General features: G+C 40.5%; 21 protein-coding genes. 19 read left to right on the top strand and 2 right to left on the bottom strand.

The annotated features are described in order from the left end of the window. The first annotated feature begins 53 nt into the window (after positions 1 to 53). The 6 genes from ispE (at position 54) to QUF49_RS00260 (ending at position 5,704) form a co-directional block, all read left to right on the top strand. Positions 54 to 917, top strand: a complete 864-nt coding sequence (gene ispE / locus QUF49_RS00285) for a 4-(cytidine 5'-diphospho)-2-C-methyl-D-erythritol kinase (protein ID WP_289497546.1) — start codon at positions 54 to 56, stop codon at positions 915 to 917. 60 nt (positions 918 to 977) lie between these two features. Beyond that, positions 978 to 1,808 carry a pur operon repressor gene (gene purR, locus QUF49_RS00280; protein ID WP_289493742.1) on the top strand — a complete coding sequence of 277 codons (831 nt, stop codon included), beginning with the start codon at positions 978 to 980 and terminating at the stop codon, positions 1,806 to 1,808. Further along, positions 1,805 to 2,182, top strand: coding sequence for a RidA family protein (locus QUF49_RS00275; RefSeq protein ID WP_289493741.1), 378 nt, complete (start codon positions 1,805 to 1,807; stop codon positions 2,180 to 2,182). Before purR ends, QUF49_RS00275 begins: the two co-directional genes overlap by 4 nt. Before the next feature lie 633 nt (positions 2,183 to 2,815). Next, the gene (gene spoVG, locus QUF49_RS00270) at positions 2,816 to 3,106 is read left to right on the top strand and encodes a septation regulator SpoVG (RefSeq protein ID WP_066238133.1); all 291 of its coding nucleotides are present in this window, start codon (positions 2,816 to 2,818) and stop codon (positions 3,104 to 3,106) included. Positions 3,107 to 3,343: 237 nt separating this feature from the next. Continuing rightward, positions 3,344 to 4,723, top strand: a complete 1,380-nt coding sequence (gene glmU, locus QUF49_RS00265; protein WP_289493739.1) for a bifunctional UDP-N-acetylglucosamine diphosphorylase/glucosamine-1-phosphate N-acetyltransferase GlmU — start codon at positions 3,344 to 3,346, stop codon at positions 4,721 to 4,723. A 30-nt stretch (positions 4,724 to 4,753) separates the two neighbouring features. Next, entirely contained in the window at positions 4,754 to 5,704 is a 951-nt protein-coding gene (locus QUF49_RS00260) for a ribose-phosphate diphosphokinase (protein WP_066238138.1), read from the top strand. Here QUF49_RS00260 and QUF49_RS00255 read toward each other — a convergent pair. Further along, a complete protein-coding gene (locus QUF49_RS00255) occupies positions 5,701 to 5,853 on the bottom strand; it encodes a hypothetical protein (RefSeq protein WP_289493737.1) in 153 nt (50 codons plus the stop codon). The genes QUF49_RS00260 and QUF49_RS00255 overlap by 4 nt on opposite strands. Before the next feature lie 185 nt (positions 5,854 to 6,038). On the opposite strand from QUF49_RS00255, the gene QUF49_RS00250 reads away from it, so the two are divergent. The 5 genes from QUF49_RS00250 (at position 6,039) to spoVT (ending at position 12,217) form a co-directional block, all read left to right on the top strand. Beyond that, positions 6,039 to 6,701, top strand: a complete 663-nt coding sequence (locus tag QUF49_RS00250) for a 50S ribosomal protein L25/general stress protein Ctc (RefSeq protein WP_289493736.1) — start codon at positions 6,039 to 6,041, stop codon at positions 6,699 to 6,701. A 99-nt stretch (positions 6,702 to 6,800) separates the two neighbouring features. Next, on the top strand, positions 6,801 to 7,361 hold the full coding sequence (gene pth, locus QUF49_RS00245; protein ID WP_289493734.1) for an aminoacyl-tRNA hydrolase: 561 nt from the start codon (positions 6,801 to 6,803) through the stop codon (positions 7,359 to 7,361). A 64-nt stretch (positions 7,362 to 7,425) separates the two neighbouring features. Next, the gene (locus QUF49_RS00240; RefSeq protein ID WP_289493732.1) at positions 7,426 to 7,656 is read left to right on the top strand and encodes an anti-sigma-F factor Fin family protein; all 231 of its coding nucleotides are present in this window, start codon (positions 7,426 to 7,428) and stop codon (positions 7,654 to 7,656) included. 340 nt (positions 7,657 to 7,996) lie between these two features. Beyond that, the gene (gene mfd, locus QUF49_RS00235; RefSeq protein ID WP_289493730.1) at positions 7,997 to 11,536 is read left to right on the top strand and encodes a transcription-repair coupling factor; all 3,540 of its coding nucleotides are present in this window, start codon (positions 7,997 to 7,999) and stop codon (positions 11,534 to 11,536) included. A gap of 144 nt (positions 11,537 to 11,680) precedes the next feature. After that, on the top strand, positions 11,681 to 12,217 hold the full coding sequence (gene spoVT, locus QUF49_RS00230) for a stage V sporulation protein T (protein ID WP_289497545.1): 537 nt from the start codon (positions 11,681 to 11,683) through the stop codon (positions 12,215 to 12,217). Between the two features lie 53 nt (positions 12,218 to 12,270). Here the strand turns inward: spoVT and QUF49_RS00225 are convergent, their stop codons facing one another. Further along, a complete protein-coding gene (locus QUF49_RS00225) occupies positions 12,271 to 12,435 on the bottom strand; it encodes a hypothetical protein (RefSeq protein WP_289493728.1) in 165 nt (54 codons plus the stop codon). A 443-nt stretch (positions 12,436 to 12,878) separates the two neighbouring features. Between QUF49_RS00225 and QUF49_RS00220 the strand changes: the two genes are divergently transcribed. The 8 genes from QUF49_RS00220 to QUF49_RS00185 all read left to right on the top strand — a co-directional run bounded on the left by QUF49_RS00220 (position 12,879) and on the right by QUF49_RS00185 (position 18,671). Further along, positions 12,879 to 14,465, top strand: a complete 1,587-nt coding sequence (locus QUF49_RS00220) for a putative polysaccharide biosynthesis protein (protein WP_289493727.1) — start codon at positions 12,879 to 12,881, stop codon at positions 14,463 to 14,465. Continuing rightward, a complete protein-coding gene (gene mazG / locus QUF49_RS00215) occupies positions 14,465 to 15,907 on the top strand; it encodes a nucleoside triphosphate pyrophosphohydrolase (protein ID WP_289493725.1) in 1,443 nt (480 codons plus the stop codon). Before QUF49_RS00220 ends, mazG begins: the two co-directional genes overlap by 1 nt. Positions 15,908 to 16,035: 128 nt before the next feature. Continuing rightward, positions 16,036 to 16,308: an HU family DNA-binding protein gene (locus tag QUF49_RS00210; RefSeq protein WP_066238167.1), complete on the top strand. Its 273-nt coding sequence runs from the start codon at positions 16,036 to 16,038 to the stop codon at positions 16,306 to 16,308. Positions 16,309 to 16,310: 2 nt separating this feature from the next. Further along, positions 16,311 to 16,577: an RNA-binding S4 domain-containing protein gene (locus QUF49_RS00205; RefSeq protein ID WP_066238169.1), complete on the top strand. Its 267-nt coding sequence runs from the start codon at positions 16,311 to 16,313 to the stop codon at positions 16,575 to 16,577. 268 nt (positions 16,578 to 16,845) lie between these two features. Further along, positions 16,846 to 17,154, top strand: coding sequence for a sporulation protein YabP (gene yabP, locus QUF49_RS00200; RefSeq protein ID WP_289493722.1), 309 nt, complete (start codon positions 16,846 to 16,848; stop codon positions 17,152 to 17,154). After that, the gene (yabQ, locus tag QUF49_RS00195; protein ID WP_289493720.1) at positions 17,151 to 17,750 is read left to right on the top strand and encodes a spore cortex biosynthesis protein YabQ; all 600 of its coding nucleotides are present in this window, start codon (positions 17,151 to 17,153) and stop codon (positions 17,748 to 17,750) included. The genes yabP and yabQ overlap by 4 nt, the downstream gene beginning before the upstream one ends. A 20-nt stretch (positions 17,751 to 17,770) precedes the next feature. Beyond that, entirely contained in the window at positions 17,771 to 18,130 is a 360-nt protein-coding gene (locus tag QUF49_RS00190) for an FtsB family cell division protein (RefSeq protein WP_289493719.1), read from the top strand. Positions 18,131 to 18,221: 91 nt separating this feature from the next. Further along, positions 18,222 to 18,671, top strand: coding sequence for a S1 domain-containing RNA-binding protein (locus tag QUF49_RS00185; RefSeq protein WP_289493718.1), 450 nt, complete (start codon positions 18,222 to 18,224; stop codon positions 18,669 to 18,671). The last annotated feature ends 89 nt before the right edge of the window (positions 18,672 to 18,760 follow it).

The following is an 18,760-nucleotide window of genomic DNA, read 5'->3' as shown; positions in this document are numbered from 1 at the left end:
TGTGTTACTATTAAAAATATCAAAATTGTGCAAGATGGTAGGCAGGGATAATGATGACAATTAATAAAGTATCCATTAAAGCTCCAGCTAAAATTAATCTTTCTCTCGATGCGTTGCGAAAAAGAGAAGATGGATTTCATGAAGTGGCTATGGTTATGACTACGGTAGATCTAGCTGACCGGATCGAACTAACTTTATTAGAGACAGACGAAATCAAAATTGAAAGTTCAGGCGGATTTGTCCCTCTTGATGAGCGCAATCTAGCCTTTCAAGCAGCTCTGCTGTTAAAGAAAATATTTAACATAAAAAAGGGTGTCTATATACATATTTCTAAGCACATACCTGTTGCAGCGGGCTTGGCTGGAGGAAGCAGTGATGCAGCCGCAACTCTTAAAGGACTCAATGAGCTTTGGGGGTTAGGTCTGTCACTTGATGAGCTAGCTGAACTCGGCGCGAAAATAGGCTCAGATGTTTCTTTTTGTGTGTATGGAGGAACCGCATTGGCGACGGGCAGAGGAGAGAAAATTCACCACATCTCATCTCCTCCTCCTTGCTGGGTGCTTTTAGCTAAGCCCCCGATCGGAGTTTCTACCGGAGAAGTGTACCGTAATTTAAAACTTCAAGGACTACAACATCCTGATGTTGAAGGTATGGTCAAGGCGATTGAAGAGAAAGATTACGATCAAATCTGTAATCTTCTCGGAAATGTTTTAGAATCTGTTACGTTAAAGATGTATCCAGAAGTAAAACACATTAAAGAACAGATGATGAGACTTGGAGCAGATGCCGTATTAATGAGCGGAAGCGGACCTACCGTTTTTGGTCTTTTTCAACACGAGTCACGGCTTCAAAGAGTTTATAACGGATTAAGAGGTTTCTGCCACGAAGTTTATGCGGTTCGTTTATTAGGGGAATGATTGATAAAATCCGTATAAAAATGGTATATTATCTTCAAACATTCGGTTTTGGAGGATAATATGAAATTAAAAAGAAGCGGAAGAATGGTAGATTTAACAGCTTACCTTCTTCATCATCCCCACCAACTCATCCCTTTATCTTATTTTGTAGAACGGTACGAATCAGCTAAATCTTCAATAAGTGAAGATCTTGCTATCATTAAAGAGCATTTCGAACAGCACGGGTTAGGTCACGTTCAAACGGTTCCTGGCGCAGCGGGCGGCGTTAAATACATTCCAGGTATCGATCATGCTGAAGCTGAAACAACAGTTGAAGAACTTGTTCAGCTTCTTGAAGATCCGAGCCGTATCTTACCTGGAGGTTATTTGTACGTAACAGATATCATTGGAAACCCAAGACTCGTCAACCAGATCGGAAGACTGTTTGCGTCCATCTTCTCTTCTCGAAAAATTGATGTTGTGATGACGATAGCAACGAAAGGAATTCCGCTTGCTTACGCAGTAGCAACGCACTTAAATGTTCCTGTAGTCGTTGTGAGAAGCAATAGCAGGGTAACGGAAGGGTCAACAGTAAGTATTAACTATGTTTCAGGTTCGACAAAACGCATTCAAACGATGGCCCTTGCTCGACGAAGCATTAAACAAGGTTCTCGTGTACTTGTAATCGATGACTTTATGAAAGCGGGCGGTACGATTAAAGGCATGATCAGCTTGATTGAAGAGTTTCAGGCGCATATCGAAGGAATCGGTGTTTTAGTCGAGGCGCAAGAAGTTTCCGAACGTCTTGTTGATGACTATGTGTCAATCGCGCGCCTAGCTCAAGTGAACGAAAAAGAAAACCGTATTGAAGTTGAAAAAGGCAATTATTTTCTAAATGGAGGTAGTGCGTGATGAAAAAAGTTCATACAGAAGAAGCACCTGCAGCAATCGGTCCATATTCTCAAGGTATCGTAATCGACCAATTATTTTTTAGTTCAGGACAGATTCCTCTTACAAAAGAAGGAGTTATGGTTGAAGGTGATGTAAAAGAACAGACACATCAAGTTTTTCGCAACCTGCAAGCGGTCCTTAAGGAAGCGGGATCATCACTTGACCAAGTCGTTAAAGCTACGGTTTTTATAAGTGATATGAACGAGTTCGCAGAGATTAATGAAGTGTATGGCCAATACTTTAACGATCATAAACCAGCAAGATCTTGTGTAGAAGTCGCACGTCTTCCAAAAGATGCAAAAGTTGAAATAGAAGTGATTGCACTTACAAAATAAGTCCCTTTATGGGGCTTTTTTTGTTTTGCTCTTTTAAAAATCATATTGATTAGCAACAATTTTTGGTTGTATGAGAAGTGTCGGCTGAGAGTTATTGTTTAATCTTGAGGGTATAGGACTGGTTAATAGTTGTCGAATATGTAAACTCGCCGATATATGAGGAAAACTCGCTGGATTATTGCCAAAACTCGCGGGATTATCTCCGAAATTTCTAGGATTATTTTTTATATTTCTTGAATTAAGGTCTTAAATACCCCGACAGGTATAACTAAAATCCGTTCAGAGCACCGATAATGAGCTGAAATACACCCGATTCTACAATAGAACTGTTTTCGCCACCTATTTTAGTCATAGATTTAGTTGATTTTCGTTTAAGAATGCTAGCTTCACCTAGAATTACGCTGATTATTGATAAAAAAGCTAACCAGAGTAAATCATCTGTAACTAATGTCAAACGAAACAAATTTCTTCTTGAGTTACTTGAGCGATGCACTCAAAAAGGAACTTATAAGACTATGCTGGGAGCGGCGTCACAAATTTTTTAAAAATTTTTATTATTCAAAGAAGGATTTTGTAAAATGCTGAAGAATTGTAGTATTACGTTCTTATTTTGGAAAAAGGTGGTGTTTGTGAATGGAAGTGACTGACGTAAGATTACGCCGTGTAAATACAGAAGGCCGTATGAAAGCGATTGCCTCCATTACAATCGATCATGAATTTGTTATTCATGATATTAGGGTAATTGATGGCAATAATGGAATGTTCGTAGCTATGCCAAGCAAACGAACACCAGATGGAGAGTTCCGTGATATCGCGCATCCGATCACGTCAAGTACTCGTGAGAAGATCCAAAACGCGGTATTAACAGAATATCACCGTATGGGAGAAATGGAGTCTGCTTTAGAGGAAGCAGGGGCTTCTTAATATCTCAATAAGAATTTAGAGCCTGGTCAAAACGATTAGGTTCTTTTTATTTGCTCATTTTTTCCTCAATAGATAGAACCTTCCTATATGTACCCCATAATTACTAGAATTTCTTCTGTTTTCCGGCCAAAATTTATCAAACCGTTGACAATCCCTATCCACTTCTTGAAATGACTACGCGTTTAAGATATATTCGTAATGGTATATAAAGATTTAGGAAATGGATGGAGGTTCACTATGACAAATCGCTATGCGGTCATTCTTGCTGCGGGTCAAGGAACAAGGATGAAATCCAAATTATATAAAGTATTACATCCTGTTTGTGGTAAGCCGATGGTTCAACATGTTGTTGATCAGATCAGCTCTCTTCAAATGAAACAAATGGTGGCTGTTGTGGGCCATGGTGCTGAGAAAGTTCAGGATCAATTAGGCTCCGATATTCAGTATGTGCTTCAAGAAGAGCAGCTTGGTACAGCACATGCTGTTATGCAGGCTGAAAACGCGCTAGCTAATGAAGAAGGAATCACACTTGTTGTTTGTGGTGATACACCTCTTATTACTTCGGAAACGATGGAAAAGCTTATTGCTGAACATGAGTCACTAGGTGCAAAAGCTACCATTCTAACAGCCAAGGCTGAAGATCCTACAGGTTACGGCCGAATTATTCGTAACAGTGAAGGAACTGTTGAAAGAAATGTTGAGCATAAAGATGCATCAGAGGAAGAACGAAAAGTGACTGAGATCAATACAGGAACTTACTGTTTTGATAATAAAGCACTATTTGAAGCATTAAAGCAAGTAAACAATGACAACGTACAAGGTGAGTACTACTTGCCTGATGTTATAGAAATTCTCAAAAAAGCAGGCGAAGTTGTAGCTGCTTATCAAACACCAGATTTTAATGAAACACTTGGGGTAAACGATCGAGTGGCGCTTTCACAAGCTGAACGCTACATGAAAAAGCGCATCAATGAGCGTCACATGAGAAATGGTGTTACGTTGATCGACCCAGAACAAACGTATATTTCAGATGATGCTGAAATTGGAAGTGACACGGTGATCTACCCTGGCACTGTAATTTTAGGTCAAACAAAAATTGGTGAAGAAAACATCATCGGTCCTCAATCCGAAATTAAAGATAGCGTGATCGGAAGTGGAAACACGATTCGTCAGTCCGTGATTCATGACAGTGAAGTGGGAGATCTGACGGCAATCGGTCCATTTGCTCACATCCGTCCGAAGTCCGTTCTTGAGAACAAAGTAAAGATCGGAAACTTTGTAGAAATAAAAAAATCCGTGATGAGTACAGGAAGTAAAGCATCTCATCTTAGCTACATCGGTGATGCTGAGATCGGAAAAGATGTAAACTTAGGCTGCGGGTCTATCACAGTGAATTATGATGGCAAGAACAAATTCCTAACCAAGGTAGAAGATGGGGCATTTATTGGTTGCAACTCGAACTTAGTTGCTCCTGTTACTGTTGGGAAAAATGCTTATGTTGCCGCAGGTTCGACGATTACGAACGATGTACCTGCTGATTCACTATCCATTGCAAGATCGCGTCAAACGGTAAAAGAAAATTACGTTCAAAAGTTAAACGAAAAGCAAAACCAATAATTTTAAGAGTGGGGAAGGATGGAGCCATCAATGAGTACGTATGTAGATCCTACATTGAAAGTTTTCACGTTAAATTCTAATAAAGAATTATCAAAGGAGATTGCTCAGCACATTGGAATTGAACTTGGAGAAAGTTCAGTAACAAAGTTTAGCGACGGGGAAATTCAAATTAATATTGAAGAGAGTATTCGCGGTTGTGAAGTATACGTTATTCAATCCACAAGCGACCCTGTTAACCAGCACTTGATGGAACTATTAATCATGATCGATGCACTTAAACGTGCATCTGCAAAAACAATTAACGTTGTAATGCCTTATTATGGCTATGCTCGTCAAGACCGTAAAGCTCGTGCCCGTGAACCGATCACAGCTAAACTTGTAGCTAACTTGCTTGAAACTGCTGGAGCAACACGTGTAATTGCTATCGATCTTCATGCAACTCAAATTCAAGGCTTCTTCGACATCCCAGTTGACCAATTGCTTGGTGTGCCGATTTTGGCAAATTATTTTGCAAATAAAGAACTAGATGATATCGTAATTGTCTCGCCAGATCATGGCGGTGTTACGAGAGCACGTAAGATGGCAGATCGTCTAAAAGCACCAATTGCTATTATCGATAAACGCCGTCCGCGCCCGAACGTATCTGAAGTTATGAATATCGTTGGTAACATTGAAGGAAAAACAGCAATCTTGATCGATGATATTATCGATACTGCTGGTACGATTACATTAGCGGCTAATGCATTGATTGAGAACGGTGCTAAAGAAGTGTATGCATGCTGTACGCACCCAGTACTTTCAGGCCCTGCGATGGACCGCATCCAAAACTCTTCAATAAAAGAGCTTGTAGTTACAAATACAATCGTTCTTCCTGAAGAAAAGAAGATTGATAAAGTGACTCAGCTTTCTGTAGCTCCTTTATTAGGAGAAGCGATCATTCGCGTACACGAACAGTTATCAGTTTCAAAATTGTTTGATTAAGATTTTAAAAAACTGTTTGCTCTTGTGCTCTTGAAAGTGTTGATATCCGCTCCAGATGCTCGCTTTCCGCGGGGCAGGCGGTGAGCCACATTCGTACGTTTCACGTATAAGTGTCTCACCTGCCCGCCTGTCCCGCAGGAGTCTCGCATCTTCCGCTCCTATCAACTTTTTCACGGAAGCAAAACAGAAAAACATCTCTTTAAGCAACAATTAAATTTCGGAACATTTCGCTTTAAGAAATGCTTGCTAAAACGATTTCTAACTTCGCGTTTTAAAATCTTTCAGTTCGGGTAATGCTTTAAAGAGACTCGAAATAGGAAAGGTGGATCTCATTATGGCAACGAATCTAACAGTCGAAAAAAGAAATACTGACAAACGTTCAACGTTAAGTGAATTAAGAAACAAAGGACATTTTCCAGCGAACCTTTATGGATATGGAACAAAGTCTGTAGCTCTATCTGTTGATGAGCCAGAATTTATTAAAGCCTACAGAGAAGTAGGAAAGAACGGTGTACTTAAACTGAAAGTGGATGGAAAAGACTATTCTGTTATGGTGCAGGATATGCAGGTTCATCCTTTGAAGAATTCTGTTACACACGTAGATTTCCTAGCTATTGACTTAAATAAAGAAACAGAAGCTGAGGTACCAGTTGTACTTACAGGTGAATCTGTTGGGGTTAAAGAAGGCGGAGTACTGCAGCGTGTGCTGGCAACAGTAAACGTTAAAGCTCTTCCTGCCGATTTCCCAGAGCAGCTGGAAGCTTCTGTTGAAGACTTAAATATAGGTGACTCTTTATCAGTTAAGGATTTACCGACAGGAAAAAAATACGAAATTCTTCATGAAGAAGATGAAGTGGTTGCGAGTGTAACCCCTCCAAAACTTCAAGATGAAGAAACAGATCCTGAAACAGAAGAAGCGGACGCTGAAGGAGATGCTCCAGAGTCCTCTGAATCTGTAGCTGATGACAGTCAGGAAGAAGAGAAGAAAGACGAATAGAATAATGAATACGAAACGCAGCAGCCGCTGCGTTTTTATTCTGTTATCCTAATTGTTGTATAATGTTCGTAAGACAATTAAAGGCTAGGTGAACGTAAAGTGAAACTGTTTATCGGGCTCGGGAACCCTGGATCTCGTTTTGATGGAACCCGGCATAATATAGGATTTGAAGTGATTGACAAACTTTCCGATTCCTTAAACATCCCTATGCAGCAAACAAAATTTAAAGGGTTATACGGAACAGGTTTTGTTGGCGGAGAAAAAGTATTTCTTTTAAAACCGCTGACGTATATGAACTTATCAGGTGAGTGCATCGGACCGTTTATGGATTATTTTCAAATTCCATTAGAAGACATGGTTGTTGTTTATGATGACCTTGATACCATTCCGGGGAAGCTGCGACTCCGAACTAAAGGAAGCGCTGGCGGACACAATGGGATTAAATCGATGATTGCTCATCTCGGCACACAAGAATTTAAGAGAATTCGATTTGGTATCGGCCGTCCTACAAATCAACAGCCCGTGCCTGACTTTGTACTGAACCGTTTTTCTAAAGATGAGCAGATTGATGTTGAAAGCGGAATTGACCGATCAGTTAAAGCGTGTGCTGCTTTTATAGAAACATCGTTTGATAAAGTCATGAATAAGTTTAACGGGTAAAGAATAGATTACACATGTTCCGCTCATAATGGTTAGTATAATGCTAACCGAAAGGGGACCGTACATGGCTATTCATTACAGGTGCAGGCATTGTAAAACACATGTTGGCACGATTGATCACCATACTGTGAATGCGGCACATCTTGGGTTTGAAACATTAAGTAGCGAAGAACGGCAGGAATTACTCTCCTATAAAGAGAATGGAGATATAGAGGTTACGACTACATGTGAGGATTGTCAGGATTCTTTAGAACGCTATCCTGAGTATCATACGTTGAAATCCTTTATTCAATAAAATAAGGTAATGCTTTGGCCATAGCCTACTACGCGGGCCAAAGCCTTTTTCTGTTTAAAATGGGGTGTTTATGTAACCCTTTGTTGTTCTTGAGAGTAGTTGATTTCCGTTTCAGATGCTCGCTTTCCGGGGGGCGTGCGGTGAGCCTCCTCTGCGCTTTGCGCCGTTAGGAGTCTCACCTGGCACACTGATCCCCCAGGAGTCTCGCATCTTACACTTCAATCAACTTGTCAATGAAGAGTTTCCAAAACATAACCCACAAGCTACAATCTTTTCGGTAACTGACCCAAATTACTATTATAGAAATATTGACTAGTTCTTGTGAGAGGGGGAGTAAGAAATGCTTGGATTGAAGAAATATTTTAGCCAGGGAGAAGACTTTAAATCTATTTTGGATGGCATAAACGGCGGACTCAAAGAACAATTAGTAGCGGGGCTTTCAGGTTCTGCTCGAACCATGCTCATTAGCAGTCTTCACGAGAATACGGGTAAACCACAGCTAGTTGTAACCCATAATCTATTTCAAGCACAAAAACTATATGAAGATCTAACTTCTCTTTTATCTGAAGATGAAGTTTATTTATATCCCGTTAATGATCTAATATCCTCGGAGATGGCCATTTCGAGTCCTGAGCTGAAAAGCCAAAGAATTGAAGCGCTAAACTATTTAAGCCAATCTTCTAAAGGTGTTATTATCACACCTGTTGCAGGATTAAGAAGATATCTTCCACCGGTAGACGTTTGGAAACAATCCGGACTTTCTTTTAAAATGGGTGAAGATATTGATCCGGATCAAATTTTAAATAAGCTTGTTGCGATGGGATATGAACGTACGTCAATGGTACAAACACCAGGTGAATTCAGTGTTCGTGGAGGGATTATCGATATTTACCCACTTACGGAAAAAAATCCTCTTCGCATTGAGCTTTTTGATACGGAAATCGATTCTATTCGTTACTTTGAAGCAGAAACACAGCGTTCACAAGATAAAGTAGAGCAGATTTCCATTGCTCCAGCTGAAGAGCTTATCCTGTTTGAAGAACACTATAACAAGGCTGCAGAGCGTATTGATGCAAAGCTAGCAACCACTTTAAAAAATATTAAAGATAATTCTTTAAAAGAAACACTCGTTGAAAATATTAGTTATGAAACGGGCCGATTGCGTGAACAACAGCAGTTTCAAAGCATGTATAAGTACGCTTCGCTCTTTTATGAACAGCCCGCAAGTCTTTTGAATTACATATCGTCTGACAGCTTGATCATTATGGATGAGATCGGGCGCATTCAGGAAACGAGCCAGCAGCTGGATAAAGAGGAAGCGGAGTGGCAGACCGCTTTGCTCGAGCATGGAGAGCTTGTTCAAGATCTGACCATATCGCCTGACACCAACCAGCTTCTTGGTGATAAAAAGGCGTTTCCGATCATTTATTTATCTTTATTCTTAAGACACGTACCGCACACTCAGCCTCAAAACATTCTCAATGTAGAATGCAAGAGCATGCAGAACTTTCACGGTCAGATGAACGTTTTGAAAGGTGAGATGGACCGCTGGAAAAAGCTTGGATTTGCGATCGTTTTTGTTGCGATGAACAAGGAACGTGCACAGCGGCTGGAACGAGTGCTTGCCGATTATGAAATGGATGCAGGCATTATTGACAAAGATCAGGATATTCAGCCGAAAACGAGTCAGATCTTGCTCGGAGATCTTGCTAGCGGATTTGAATCTGTTAAGCAAAAGCTTGTTGTCATAACAGAAGAAGAAGTATTTACGAAGAAGGCTAAACGTCCTGCTAGAAAACAGAAGATGACTAATGCTGAACGGATCAAGAGTTACTCCGAATTAAAAGTAGGCGATTATGTCGTTCACGTCAATCACGGGATTGGGAGATACTTAGGAATCGAAACGCTCGAGATCAAAGGTGTTCATAAAGATTACCTGCATATCAAATATTCCGGAAACGATAAGCTTTACGTACCTGTAGAACAGATCGATCAAGTACAGAAGTATGTGGGATCTGAGGGGAAAGAGCCTAAGATCTATACGCTAGGCGGAAGCGACTGGAAAAAAGTTAAAAGCAGAGTTAAATCTTCTGTTCAGGATATAGCGGATGATCTTATTAAGCTTTATGCAGAACGTGAAGCGAGCAGGGGTTATGCATTCGCTGAAGATGGAGCAGAACAGAGTGAGTTTGAGGGAAGTTTTCCATACCAAGAAACGGATGACCAGCTTCGTGCGATCGACGAAATCAAGAAAGACATGGAAAGTATTCGTCCGATGGACCGCCTTCTTTGTGGAGATGTGGGTTACGGAAAAACCGAAGTGGCGATTCGTGCAGCGTTTAAGGCAATTATGGATGGAAAGCAAGTGGCTTTCCTTGTTCCGACTACGATCCTTGCACAGCAGCATTTTGAAACCTTCCGAGAACGCTTTTCAGAGTTTCCAATTACTATCGGCAGTTTAAGCCGTTTTCGTTCCAAAAAGGAACAAAACGAAGTGCTTAAGGGATTGAAAGCAGGTACGGTCGATATTGCGATCGGAACACATCGTTTGCTATCAAAAGATGTTCAGTATAAAGATCTAGGTTTGCTTATTATTGATGAAGAGCAGCGATTTGGTGTTACGCACAAAGAAAAGATCAAAACGCTAAAATCAAATGTGGATGTGCTCACATTAACTGCTACACCTATTCCACGTACACTTCACATGTCTATGCTAGGTGTTCGTGATCTTTCGGTTATTGAGACACCGCCAGAAAATAGATTCCCAGTTCAGACATACGTCATGGATTACAACGGTTCTTTCGTACGAGAAGCGATCGAGCGGGAAATGGGCCGCGGCGGGCAAGTATATTTTCTGTACAACCGTGTTGATTCGATTGAAAGAATGGCCGAGCAGATATCGATGCTCGTACCTGATTGCCGTGTCGCCTATGCGCATGGACAAATGTCTGAGAACGAGCTTGAAAGCGTCATGCTCGAATTTTTAGAAGGAAATTATGATGTGTTGGTTTCAACAACGATTATTGAGACAGGCGTAGACATTCCGAACGTGAATACGCTCATCGTTTATGACGCGGATAAAATGGGGCTCTCACAGCTTTATCAGCTTAGAGGACGTGTTGGTCGTTCTAATCGTGTGGCTTATGCGTATTTCACGTATCAGCGTGATAAAGTTTTAACAGAAGTGGCTGAGAAACGTCTTCAGGCTATAAAGGAATTTACTGAATTAGGATCAGGATTTAAAATTGCCATGCGAGATTTGTCTATTCGCGGTGCAGGTAATCTCCTTGGTGCTCAGCAGCACGGATTCATCGATTCAGTAGGTTTTGATCTGTATTCTCAAATGCTTGAAGAAGCGATTCAAGAACGAAAAGGTACAAAACCAAAAGAAGTAGAAGAAGAGGTCGATCTTAATCTTGAGGTTGATGCGTATATCCCGACACACTATATCGGTGACGAAAAGCAAAAGATCGAGATGTACAAACATGTTCGTGCAGCGAAAGCCCTAAAAGACATATCAGACCTGCAAGAGGAATTTATTGACCGTTTCGGTGATTATCCAGTAGAAGTGGAATGTCTCCTGCTAGTAGCAGGAATTAAACTTCGTGCGAAGCGTGAAGGCGTTAAGTCGATTGAACAGAAGCAGGATACGGTCAACATGCTGTTAAATGAAAAAACAACAGCATCCGTAGATGGCGGGAAGATGTTTGAGATCGCGAATAAGATAGGCAGACACGTAAACCTGGGTATGCAGAACAACTTAATGAAAGTGGTCATCAATAGGAAACGGGTAAAAGATTTAGACCTGTTGAAACAGATTGATCTTTTCCTAAAAGAGATTAAGCATGCTAGGAAAGAAAAGACAACAAATACACCATAAAATATAATTACCCTCTCAATCGTGAATAGAACAGCAGATGTAACAAATAATAAACCTAGAAAATGGAACATTCTTTCAGAGAAGGAACCATTTTGTTGTTACATCAGTGAATCATCATCATCCGAAAGAGAGGGCATTATCTATATGAAAGCCACAGGTATCGTTCGACGTATTGATGACCTTGGGCGCGTAGTTATTCCAAAGGAAATCCGCAGAACACTTCGGATTCGTGAGGGAGACCCGCTTGAGATTTTTGTAGACAGAGATGGAGAGGTTATTTTAAAGAAATACTCTCCGATTAATGAGCTAGGCGATTTTGCAAAAGAATACGCAGAAAGCCTTGCAGATAGTACAGGTCATGTTGTGTTAATTGCTGACCGTGATACATATATTGCGGTAGCTGGCGGATCCAAGAAAGATTATCACAATAAAAGCATCGGTAAAGTAGTGGAATCGTCCATGAGTGACCGGAAGACGCTGGTTGAATCCAACGGAGCCGAAGCCGAGCTGATTGATGGGATTAAAGAAAATACATCTCATGTTATAGCACCTATCATCGCAGGCGGAGATCCGATCGGAGCCGTTGTCATGGTTGGAAAAGAAGGAAAAAAGCTGACAGAACTTGAGCAAAAACTTGCTGAAACTGCTGCTGGATTTTTAGCTAGACAGATGGAGCAGTAGAAAAGGAAGGGCTATTATGCTCTTTCTTTTTTTGTTGTTTAAATAAGATTTTTTTAAGAAAATCCTGATGACTTTGAAAGTGGTTGATTTCCGTTACAGGTGCTTCGCTTTCCGCGGGGCAGGCGGGTGAGCCACATTCTTAACGTTTCACTCTTAAGTGTCTCACCTGCCAGCCTGTCCCGCAGGACAAGGAATGCTGCAGCAGCGACGCATCGCACGAAGAAAATTTGAAGTTTAATTTTCGAGGAGTCTCACACCTTACACTACAATCAACTTGTCAATGAAGGAAATGAAAAAAGTCAAAAACAACTAGCACCTTATTATTGCTACTGAAAAAGCTTCCTATTTCCGCTACAGATTATATATATTCCTGTATCTGCAAATATGGCAAAAGCGATATGGGGGTGGTGGTAGTCTCACTGTTTCTAGCAGTAGTTCGCACCTTACATTCAGGACGATCAATTTATCAATGCAGCGAATGAACCACTAACAACAATCTTTTAGAGCAGAACCTATGGTCAAATGCTTAATATAAGTCGCGTATCGCAGGGCGATACAGCCTGACTATGGTATAATACCTTGAATTATGTTGATGAATTAAATAACGTGTCGACATGTGTCGTCCCGGGAAATAAATATTTGCAGTATCGAGGTATATACTATGAACTCTAAGAAGTATTCCGTATGGGAAGGTGCATTGCTACTGACTGCAGCAGCAATCATCGTAAAATTACTAAGTGTCGTATATCGCATTCCCTACCAGAACATGACGGGTGATTTCGGCTTTTATGTCTTTCAGCAGGCATATCCGTTTTACGCTATAGCAGCAGCTGTTGCATTTACGGGGTTTCCGATGGCATTGTCAAAAATGATCGTTTCCGAGAAAAACAACAATGATCATCTGATTAAAACATCTGTATGGATCTCTTTTACGTTAGGTGTGCTTTCATTTGTTTTTCTATTTTTCACAGCACCATTTATCGCACGGTGGATGGGAGATTACAATCTTCAATTACCTATAAAAGTAATCTCGGTTCTATTTTTGTTTATCCCGCTTGCCGCATTTTTAAGAGGTACGTATCAAGGGTACGGCGATATGCAGCTAACGGCGGTTTCGCAATTGATCGAGCAGACAATTAGAGTATCAGGTATTTTACTATTATCTTATTATTTCGTTTCAAAAGGCTACACCAGTTATGAAACGGGTGCAGCGGCACTGTCAGGTTCAGTGATTGGAGCTCTTGCATCAGGCTTGTTTCTTTTATTCTTTTGGAAAAAGGGTTTTGCGAAAGCTTACAATCCTCGAGCGGAATTCCGGTTTCTTTATGCGGCAGAACTGCTCAAAACGAGCATCTATCTGTCTCTAAGTGCTCTCATATTAGCTATGATGCAGCTTGTGGATTCCTTCCTTTTTGTGAATGTATGGGTAGGAAGCGGCATGGAGGCATATGATGCCAAAATATTGAAAGGTGTTTTCGACCGTGGACAACCACTTCTTCAATTAGGTACCGTAGCCGCAGCTTCAATAGCACTTGCAGTTGTCCCAGAAATGGCGTCGTTAGTCACGGAAAAGAAAAAAGCAGAAATTCAATCCCTTTCTAAACTCTCTGTTAAATTATCTATCGTTTTCGGTGGAGCGGCAGCGGTGGGGCTAATCTGTATTATAAAGCATCTTAATGTTATGCTTTTTAAAAACGGGGATGGCTCGCGTGCTCTCGCTATACTTTGTATATCCATTATTTTCGTATCTATCATTTATACGACAACAGGACTCTTGCAAGGAATCGGTCATGGGCGATTTACAGTGTTTACCGTACTTTTAGCAGTGGCTGTAAAAGTAGCGGGGAACTTTATTTTCATTCCGTATATTGGCATGGAAGGTGCTGCACTATCAACGGTGTTAGCCACCTTTGCAGCAGCGGTTGGTCAACTCGTTAAGCTTCAGTCTGCAACAAAATTCCTAAGTGGCAGTCAAAAAGCAAAACTGCTCTCTTACATAGTCTCCTTAAGTTTCATGGCCATTGGAGTTTTGGCTTGGGTTTTTGTTGCTGAACACTTTTTAATGATAGCGAATACGCGATTCCATTCGATGATGATCAGTATCAGTTCCTCCTTAATTGGGGCAACCATCTACTTTATTTGCATCTTTAAGCTTAAGATTTTTTCTCAAGCAGAATGGGACTCCGTGTTTCATTCCGTTAGTATATTTAGAAAACTGTTTAAACGTCTTAAAAAAAGGAGACCATGATGACGAAGAAGATTACAATCATTGGCTTAGGTGCTGGAGATCTGGATCAGATGACCCTTGGCATCTACAGGATGCTTGAGTCATCTGAAAAGGTCTATGTGCGTACGATCCATCACCCTGCTGTAGAAGACCTTATGAAACAAGGAAAGACATTTATTGCATTTGATGAGATCTATGAAAAGCACGATCGGTTTGAGCCTGTGTATGAGGAGATTGCCGAAACTTTGTTTAAAGCAGCTGAAACAGAGGGTCATGTAATCTATGCTGTTCCTGGCCATCCTCTCGTTGCAGAACAAGCTGTTCAGATTCTTTTGCACCAGGCACAAAGTAAAGAAGTTGAGGTAACGGTTGCAGGCGGCAAAAGTTTTCTCGATGAAATGTACACTGCTCTAAAAATCGATCCGATAGAAGGATGCCAGATTCTTGATGGTACTTCATTAAAGAAAGATGAGATCCAGATCCGTCACCATCTTGTGATCGTCCAAGTGTATGATAGCTTCATCGCATCAGAGGTGAAGCTGACCTTAATGGAAAAATATCCGGATGATTATGAAGTCGTTGTCGTAACAGCAGCAGGCAGCTCAGATGAGTCCATTAAGAGAGTTCCGCTGTATGAGCTGGACCAGTCTGTGACATTGAACAATCTAACAGCCGTTTATGTTCCTCCTGTAAAAGAAGATGAGCTTTTGTACAGAGACTTTTCGTTCTTAAAAAACGTTATTGCTCGCCTGCGCGGACCCGGTGGTTGTCCGTGGGATCAAAAGCAAACGCATGTTACACTGAAAAAGTATTTGATCGAAGAAGCTTATGAAGTGCTGGATGCCATTGACGAAGAAGACGATGAGGCACTTGCGGAAGAACTAGGGGATGTATTGCTTCAAGTGCTGCTTCACGCACAAATTGGTGAAGATGAAGGATTCTTTGCCATAGACGATGTTATTGCTGTTTTAACCGAGAAGATGATCCGCCGCCATCCACATGTGTTTAGTGATGTTTCTGCAGAGAATGCAGACGAAGTAGTGGCAAACTGGGACGCGATTAAAGCGCAAGAAGCAGGGAAAGAAGACAGAGAGTCACTGCTCGATGGAGTGCCAAAAGGAATTCCTGGTATTCAAAAAGCGTTTCTTTATCAAAAAAAGGCTGCTAAAGTCGGTTTCGATTGGAAAGAAGCTGGACCTGTCTACGATAAGATTTTAGAAGAATTAAAAGAGTTTCAGGAAGCTGAGGGTGATGAACAACAAAAAGAGCTTGGTGACTTGTTGTTTTCAGTGGTGAACTTAGCGCGTTTTTACAAAATAGATCCTGAAGAGGCACTGAATGAGACCAATCGAAAGTTTAGAAAGCGATTCAACTATATCGAGCATGCGTTAAAGGAACAATCTCTATCGTTCGACGACGTAACGCTTGAGGAAATGGACCGTCTTTGGAACGAAGCAAAATAATTTTTTTTTCTACAAAGAAGGATTATAGTGAAAAATAGAGAATATTTTCTCGAGAAATATTAAGAAACCCTTAATTATAAGGGTTTTCTACCGAATTATGTGATAGATAAACAAGGAGGTAATTAAAAATGAACAAAAATGAATTGGTAACAAATATCTCAGAAAAGTCAGGACTTACAAAGAAAGATGTAGAAACAGTCGTTAATGGCGTAATCGATGAAATCACTTCTGCTCTAAAAGACGGAGACAAAGTACAGTTTGTTGGATTTGGAACTTTTGAAACTCGCGAGCGTTCTAGCCGTACTGGCCGCAACCCTCAAACAGGGAAAGAAATTCAAATCCCAGCTGCTACAGTTCCAGCGTTTAAAGCAGGAAACAAGCTGAAAGAAGCTGTTAAGTAAGCATGCGCTTAGACAAGTTTCTGAAAGTCTCCCGCCTGATTAAACGGAGAACCGTGGCGAAGGAGATTTCAGATCAGGGCCGTATCTCCATTAACGGATTGCAGGCTAAAGCGTCTTCTGATGTAAAAGTTGGGGACGAGCTTACGATTCGTTTTGGTCAAAAGCTTGTAAAGGTGAAAATCAACGAGCTTAAAGATACGACCAAAAAAGAGGACGCAGACAACATGTACACCGTCCTCGAAGAAAACCGCATCGAAACGACTGAGTAAAGAACCTGAATTTTTCAGGTTCTTTTTCTATAATTATGAAACATTATATCGGCGTGAACGACAGCTATATCATCAATAAAACTATATATATCAACACTTATGGTGTTTATATCAACAATAATTTATCAAATATCAACAAACCACATTCGATCGGGTTTGAGCGGTCTACTCAGAAAAGACGCTCTCACTTACAGTTTCTTTTCTATACAGCTTGTTCTATTCCACCTCTTCCCTTCATAAATTTGTATGGAATAGAGGAGGGGATTGTATGGATCAACGATATGATTTAAATGGATATAATCAAAAAGTGAGCACACCAAACCACGATGTAAGAATGATAGGCAGAAAGAATTTAGAGATTACAGGGGTTAAACAAGTAGAAAGTTTTGATAATGAAGAGTTTTTGCTTGAGACAACGATGGGCTTTTTAGCGATACGCGGAACTAACTTGAAGATGAAGAATCTTGATGTTGAATCAGGTGTCGTAAATATTGAAGGCAAAGTGTTCGATCTTGTGTACCTTGACCAGCAGACCGGCGAAAAGAATAAAGGCTTCTTTGGCAAACTGTTCAAATGACCTTAACTGTTCAGTTTCAAACCATGCTTTCTATGGTTTTCATGGGAATCTGGATCGGTATGGCTGTCGATACGTACAGCCGGTTCATCCATGAAAAGAGAAAGTGGCACTGGCTTCACTTTTTGAATGATCTGCTGTTTTGGCTGGTACAGGCTTTGCTCGTCTTTTATGTCCTTTTGCATGTGAATCATGCTGAAATTCGATTCTATATTTTTATTGCTCTCATTTGTGGTTATGCGGCGTACCGAGCACTTTTTGAACGAATCTATAAGAAGATACTCGAGTGGATCGTTTCGGCTGTCGTATCCCTTTTTCGCTTTTTTTATCGACTGCTTAACTCTTTAATCGTTATGCCGATAAAATGGTTAATTATGCTCATATCCGCTATTCTATTATATGTATTTAACATCTTGCGGAAAATTGCAATGGTAGTTTTCATGATTCTTTTTTCTCCTTTTAAGTGGGTGGGACGACTCATATGGCGTTTCATTCCAAAGCAAAAATGGTATAATTTAAAGGAGAAATATTTAAAATTAGCAGGGTTTTTGATTTCAGCGAAGAATAAAGTCAGCAATTGGAAGGGAAAAAAGAAGTAAAGGAGGGGAACAGCGAACTAATGCGCCAAAAAAAAATAACAGAGATTCACTCACAATACATCCAGAATAAAGAGCGTCATGAGCAGGTGATCGCAAAACGTAAGCGTGGTTTGTACCGTCGCTTAACGGGGGCCTTTATCGTATTTTCCTTTTTTGCTTTTTTAATTATTACGGGTATTGCAGAACAGCTTTCCCTTTTAAATGAAAAACAGATGGAACAACAAGAGTTAAGTGATGAATACAAAGCTCTTTTGGAAGAAAAGGCACAACTTAAAGATGAAGTGAATAAACTAAAAGACGAAGAATACATTGGAGAAATCGCTAGACGCGACTTTTTTATGTCAAAGCCTGGTGAAACGATTTTTAAACTTCCAGAATAAAGCAATAAGCGTAGATTGACACGCAGATTTTTTCGATTGTATAATAAGTATTGATATCTTTTGAGATTTTTTAAGGAGGAGCATTTTTTGCATGTCAATTGAAGTAGGCAGCAAGTTGCAAGGTAAAGTTACTGGGATTACTCATTTTGGAGCGTTTGTAGAGCTGCCAGGGGGTACAACAGGACTCGTGCATATTAGCGAAGTTGCGGATAATTACGTGAAGGACATCAACGAATTTCTTAAAGTTGGTGATCAAGTCGAAGTTAAGGTTATGAGCGTCGAAAAGGACGGAAAGATTGGTTTGTCTATTAAAAAAGCAAAGGAAAATGCTGCTTCTGTTAGTAGACCAGCCCCTTCAAGAGGCGGCGGCGGATTCAACAAATCCCGCAAAGGTCCGAACCGAGGCGGAAACAACCATTCTACTGCATTATCTTTTGAGGATAAGATGAATAAATTCCTTAAAGATAGTGAAGATCGACTCACTACTTTAAAGCGTAGTACTGAATCAAAAAGAGGTGGCCGCGGCGGCCGAAGAGGATAATTGTTGCATTTTTAATGCTCATTCATCTATATATGGCAAGCATCCTATACATTAGGGTGCTTTTTGTTTTTTAGATGTTGATTTTTCTG

The organism is Fictibacillus sp. b24 (genome assembly GCF_030348825.1).
Lineage (GTDB): Bacteria > Bacillota > Bacilli > Bacillales > Fictibacillaceae > Fictibacillus.
Note: the sequence above shows the minus strand (reverse complement) of the source record. Positions and strands in the feature narration are given on the sequence as shown.

Excerpts from the sequence above, each read along its gene's own strand:
- ispE (WP_289497546.1), top strand. The coding sequence starts at position 54 with ATGACAATTAATAAAGTATCCATTAAAGCTCCAGCTAAAATTAATCTT.
- purR (WP_289493742.1), top strand. The coding sequence starts at position 978 with ATGAAATTAAAAAGAAGCGGAAGAATGGTAGATTTAACAGCTTACCTT.
- spoVG (WP_066238133.1), top strand. The coding sequence starts at position 2,816 with ATGGAAGTGACTGACGTAAGATTACGCCGTGTAAATACAGAAGGCCGT.
- glmU (WP_289493739.1), top strand. The coding sequence starts at position 3,344 with ATGACAAATCGCTATGCGGTCATTCTTGCTGCGGGTCAAGGAACAAGG.
- QUF49_RS00260 (WP_066238138.1), top strand. The coding sequence starts at position 4,754 with ATGAGTACGTATGTAGATCCTACATTGAAAGTTTTCACGTTAAATTCT.
- QUF49_RS00255 (WP_289493737.1), bottom strand. The coding sequence starts at position 5,853 with ATGCGAGACTCCTGCGGGACAGGCGGGCAGGTGAGACACTTATACGTG.
- QUF49_RS00250 (WP_289493736.1), top strand. The coding sequence starts at position 6,039 with ATGGCAACGAATCTAACAGTCGAAAAAAGAAATACTGACAAACGTTCA.
- QUF49_RS00240 (WP_289493732.1), top strand. The coding sequence starts at position 7,426 with ATGGCTATTCATTACAGGTGCAGGCATTGTAAAACACATGTTGGCACG.
- mfd (WP_289493730.1), top strand. The coding sequence starts at position 7,997 with ATGCTTGGATTGAAGAAATATTTTAGCCAGGGAGAAGACTTTAAATCT.
- spoVT (WP_289497545.1), top strand. The coding sequence starts at position 11,681 with ATGAAAGCCACAGGTATCGTTCGACGTATTGATGACCTTGGGCGCGTA.
- QUF49_RS00220 (WP_289493727.1), top strand. The coding sequence starts at position 12,879 with ATGAACTCTAAGAAGTATTCCGTATGGGAAGGTGCATTGCTACTGACT.
- mazG (WP_289493725.1), top strand. The coding sequence starts at position 14,465 with ATGACGAAGAAGATTACAATCATTGGCTTAGGTGCTGGAGATCTGGAT.
- QUF49_RS00210 (WP_066238167.1), top strand. The coding sequence starts at position 16,036 with ATGAACAAAAATGAATTGGTAACAAATATCTCAGAAAAGTCAGGACTT.
- QUF49_RS00205 (WP_066238169.1), top strand. The coding sequence starts at position 16,311 with ATGCGCTTAGACAAGTTTCTGAAAGTCTCCCGCCTGATTAAACGGAGA.
- yabP (WP_289493722.1), top strand. The coding sequence starts at position 16,846 with ATGGATCAACGATATGATTTAAATGGATATAATCAAAAAGTGAGCACA.
- yabQ (WP_289493720.1), top strand. The coding sequence starts at position 17,151 with ATGACCTTAACTGTTCAGTTTCAAACCATGCTTTCTATGGTTTTCATG.
- QUF49_RS00190 (WP_289493719.1), top strand. The coding sequence starts at position 17,771 with ATGCGCCAAAAAAAAATAACAGAGATTCACTCACAATACATCCAGAAT.
- QUF49_RS00185 (WP_289493718.1), top strand. The coding sequence starts at position 18,222 with ATGTCAATTGAAGTAGGCAGCAAGTTGCAAGGTAAAGTTACTGGGATT.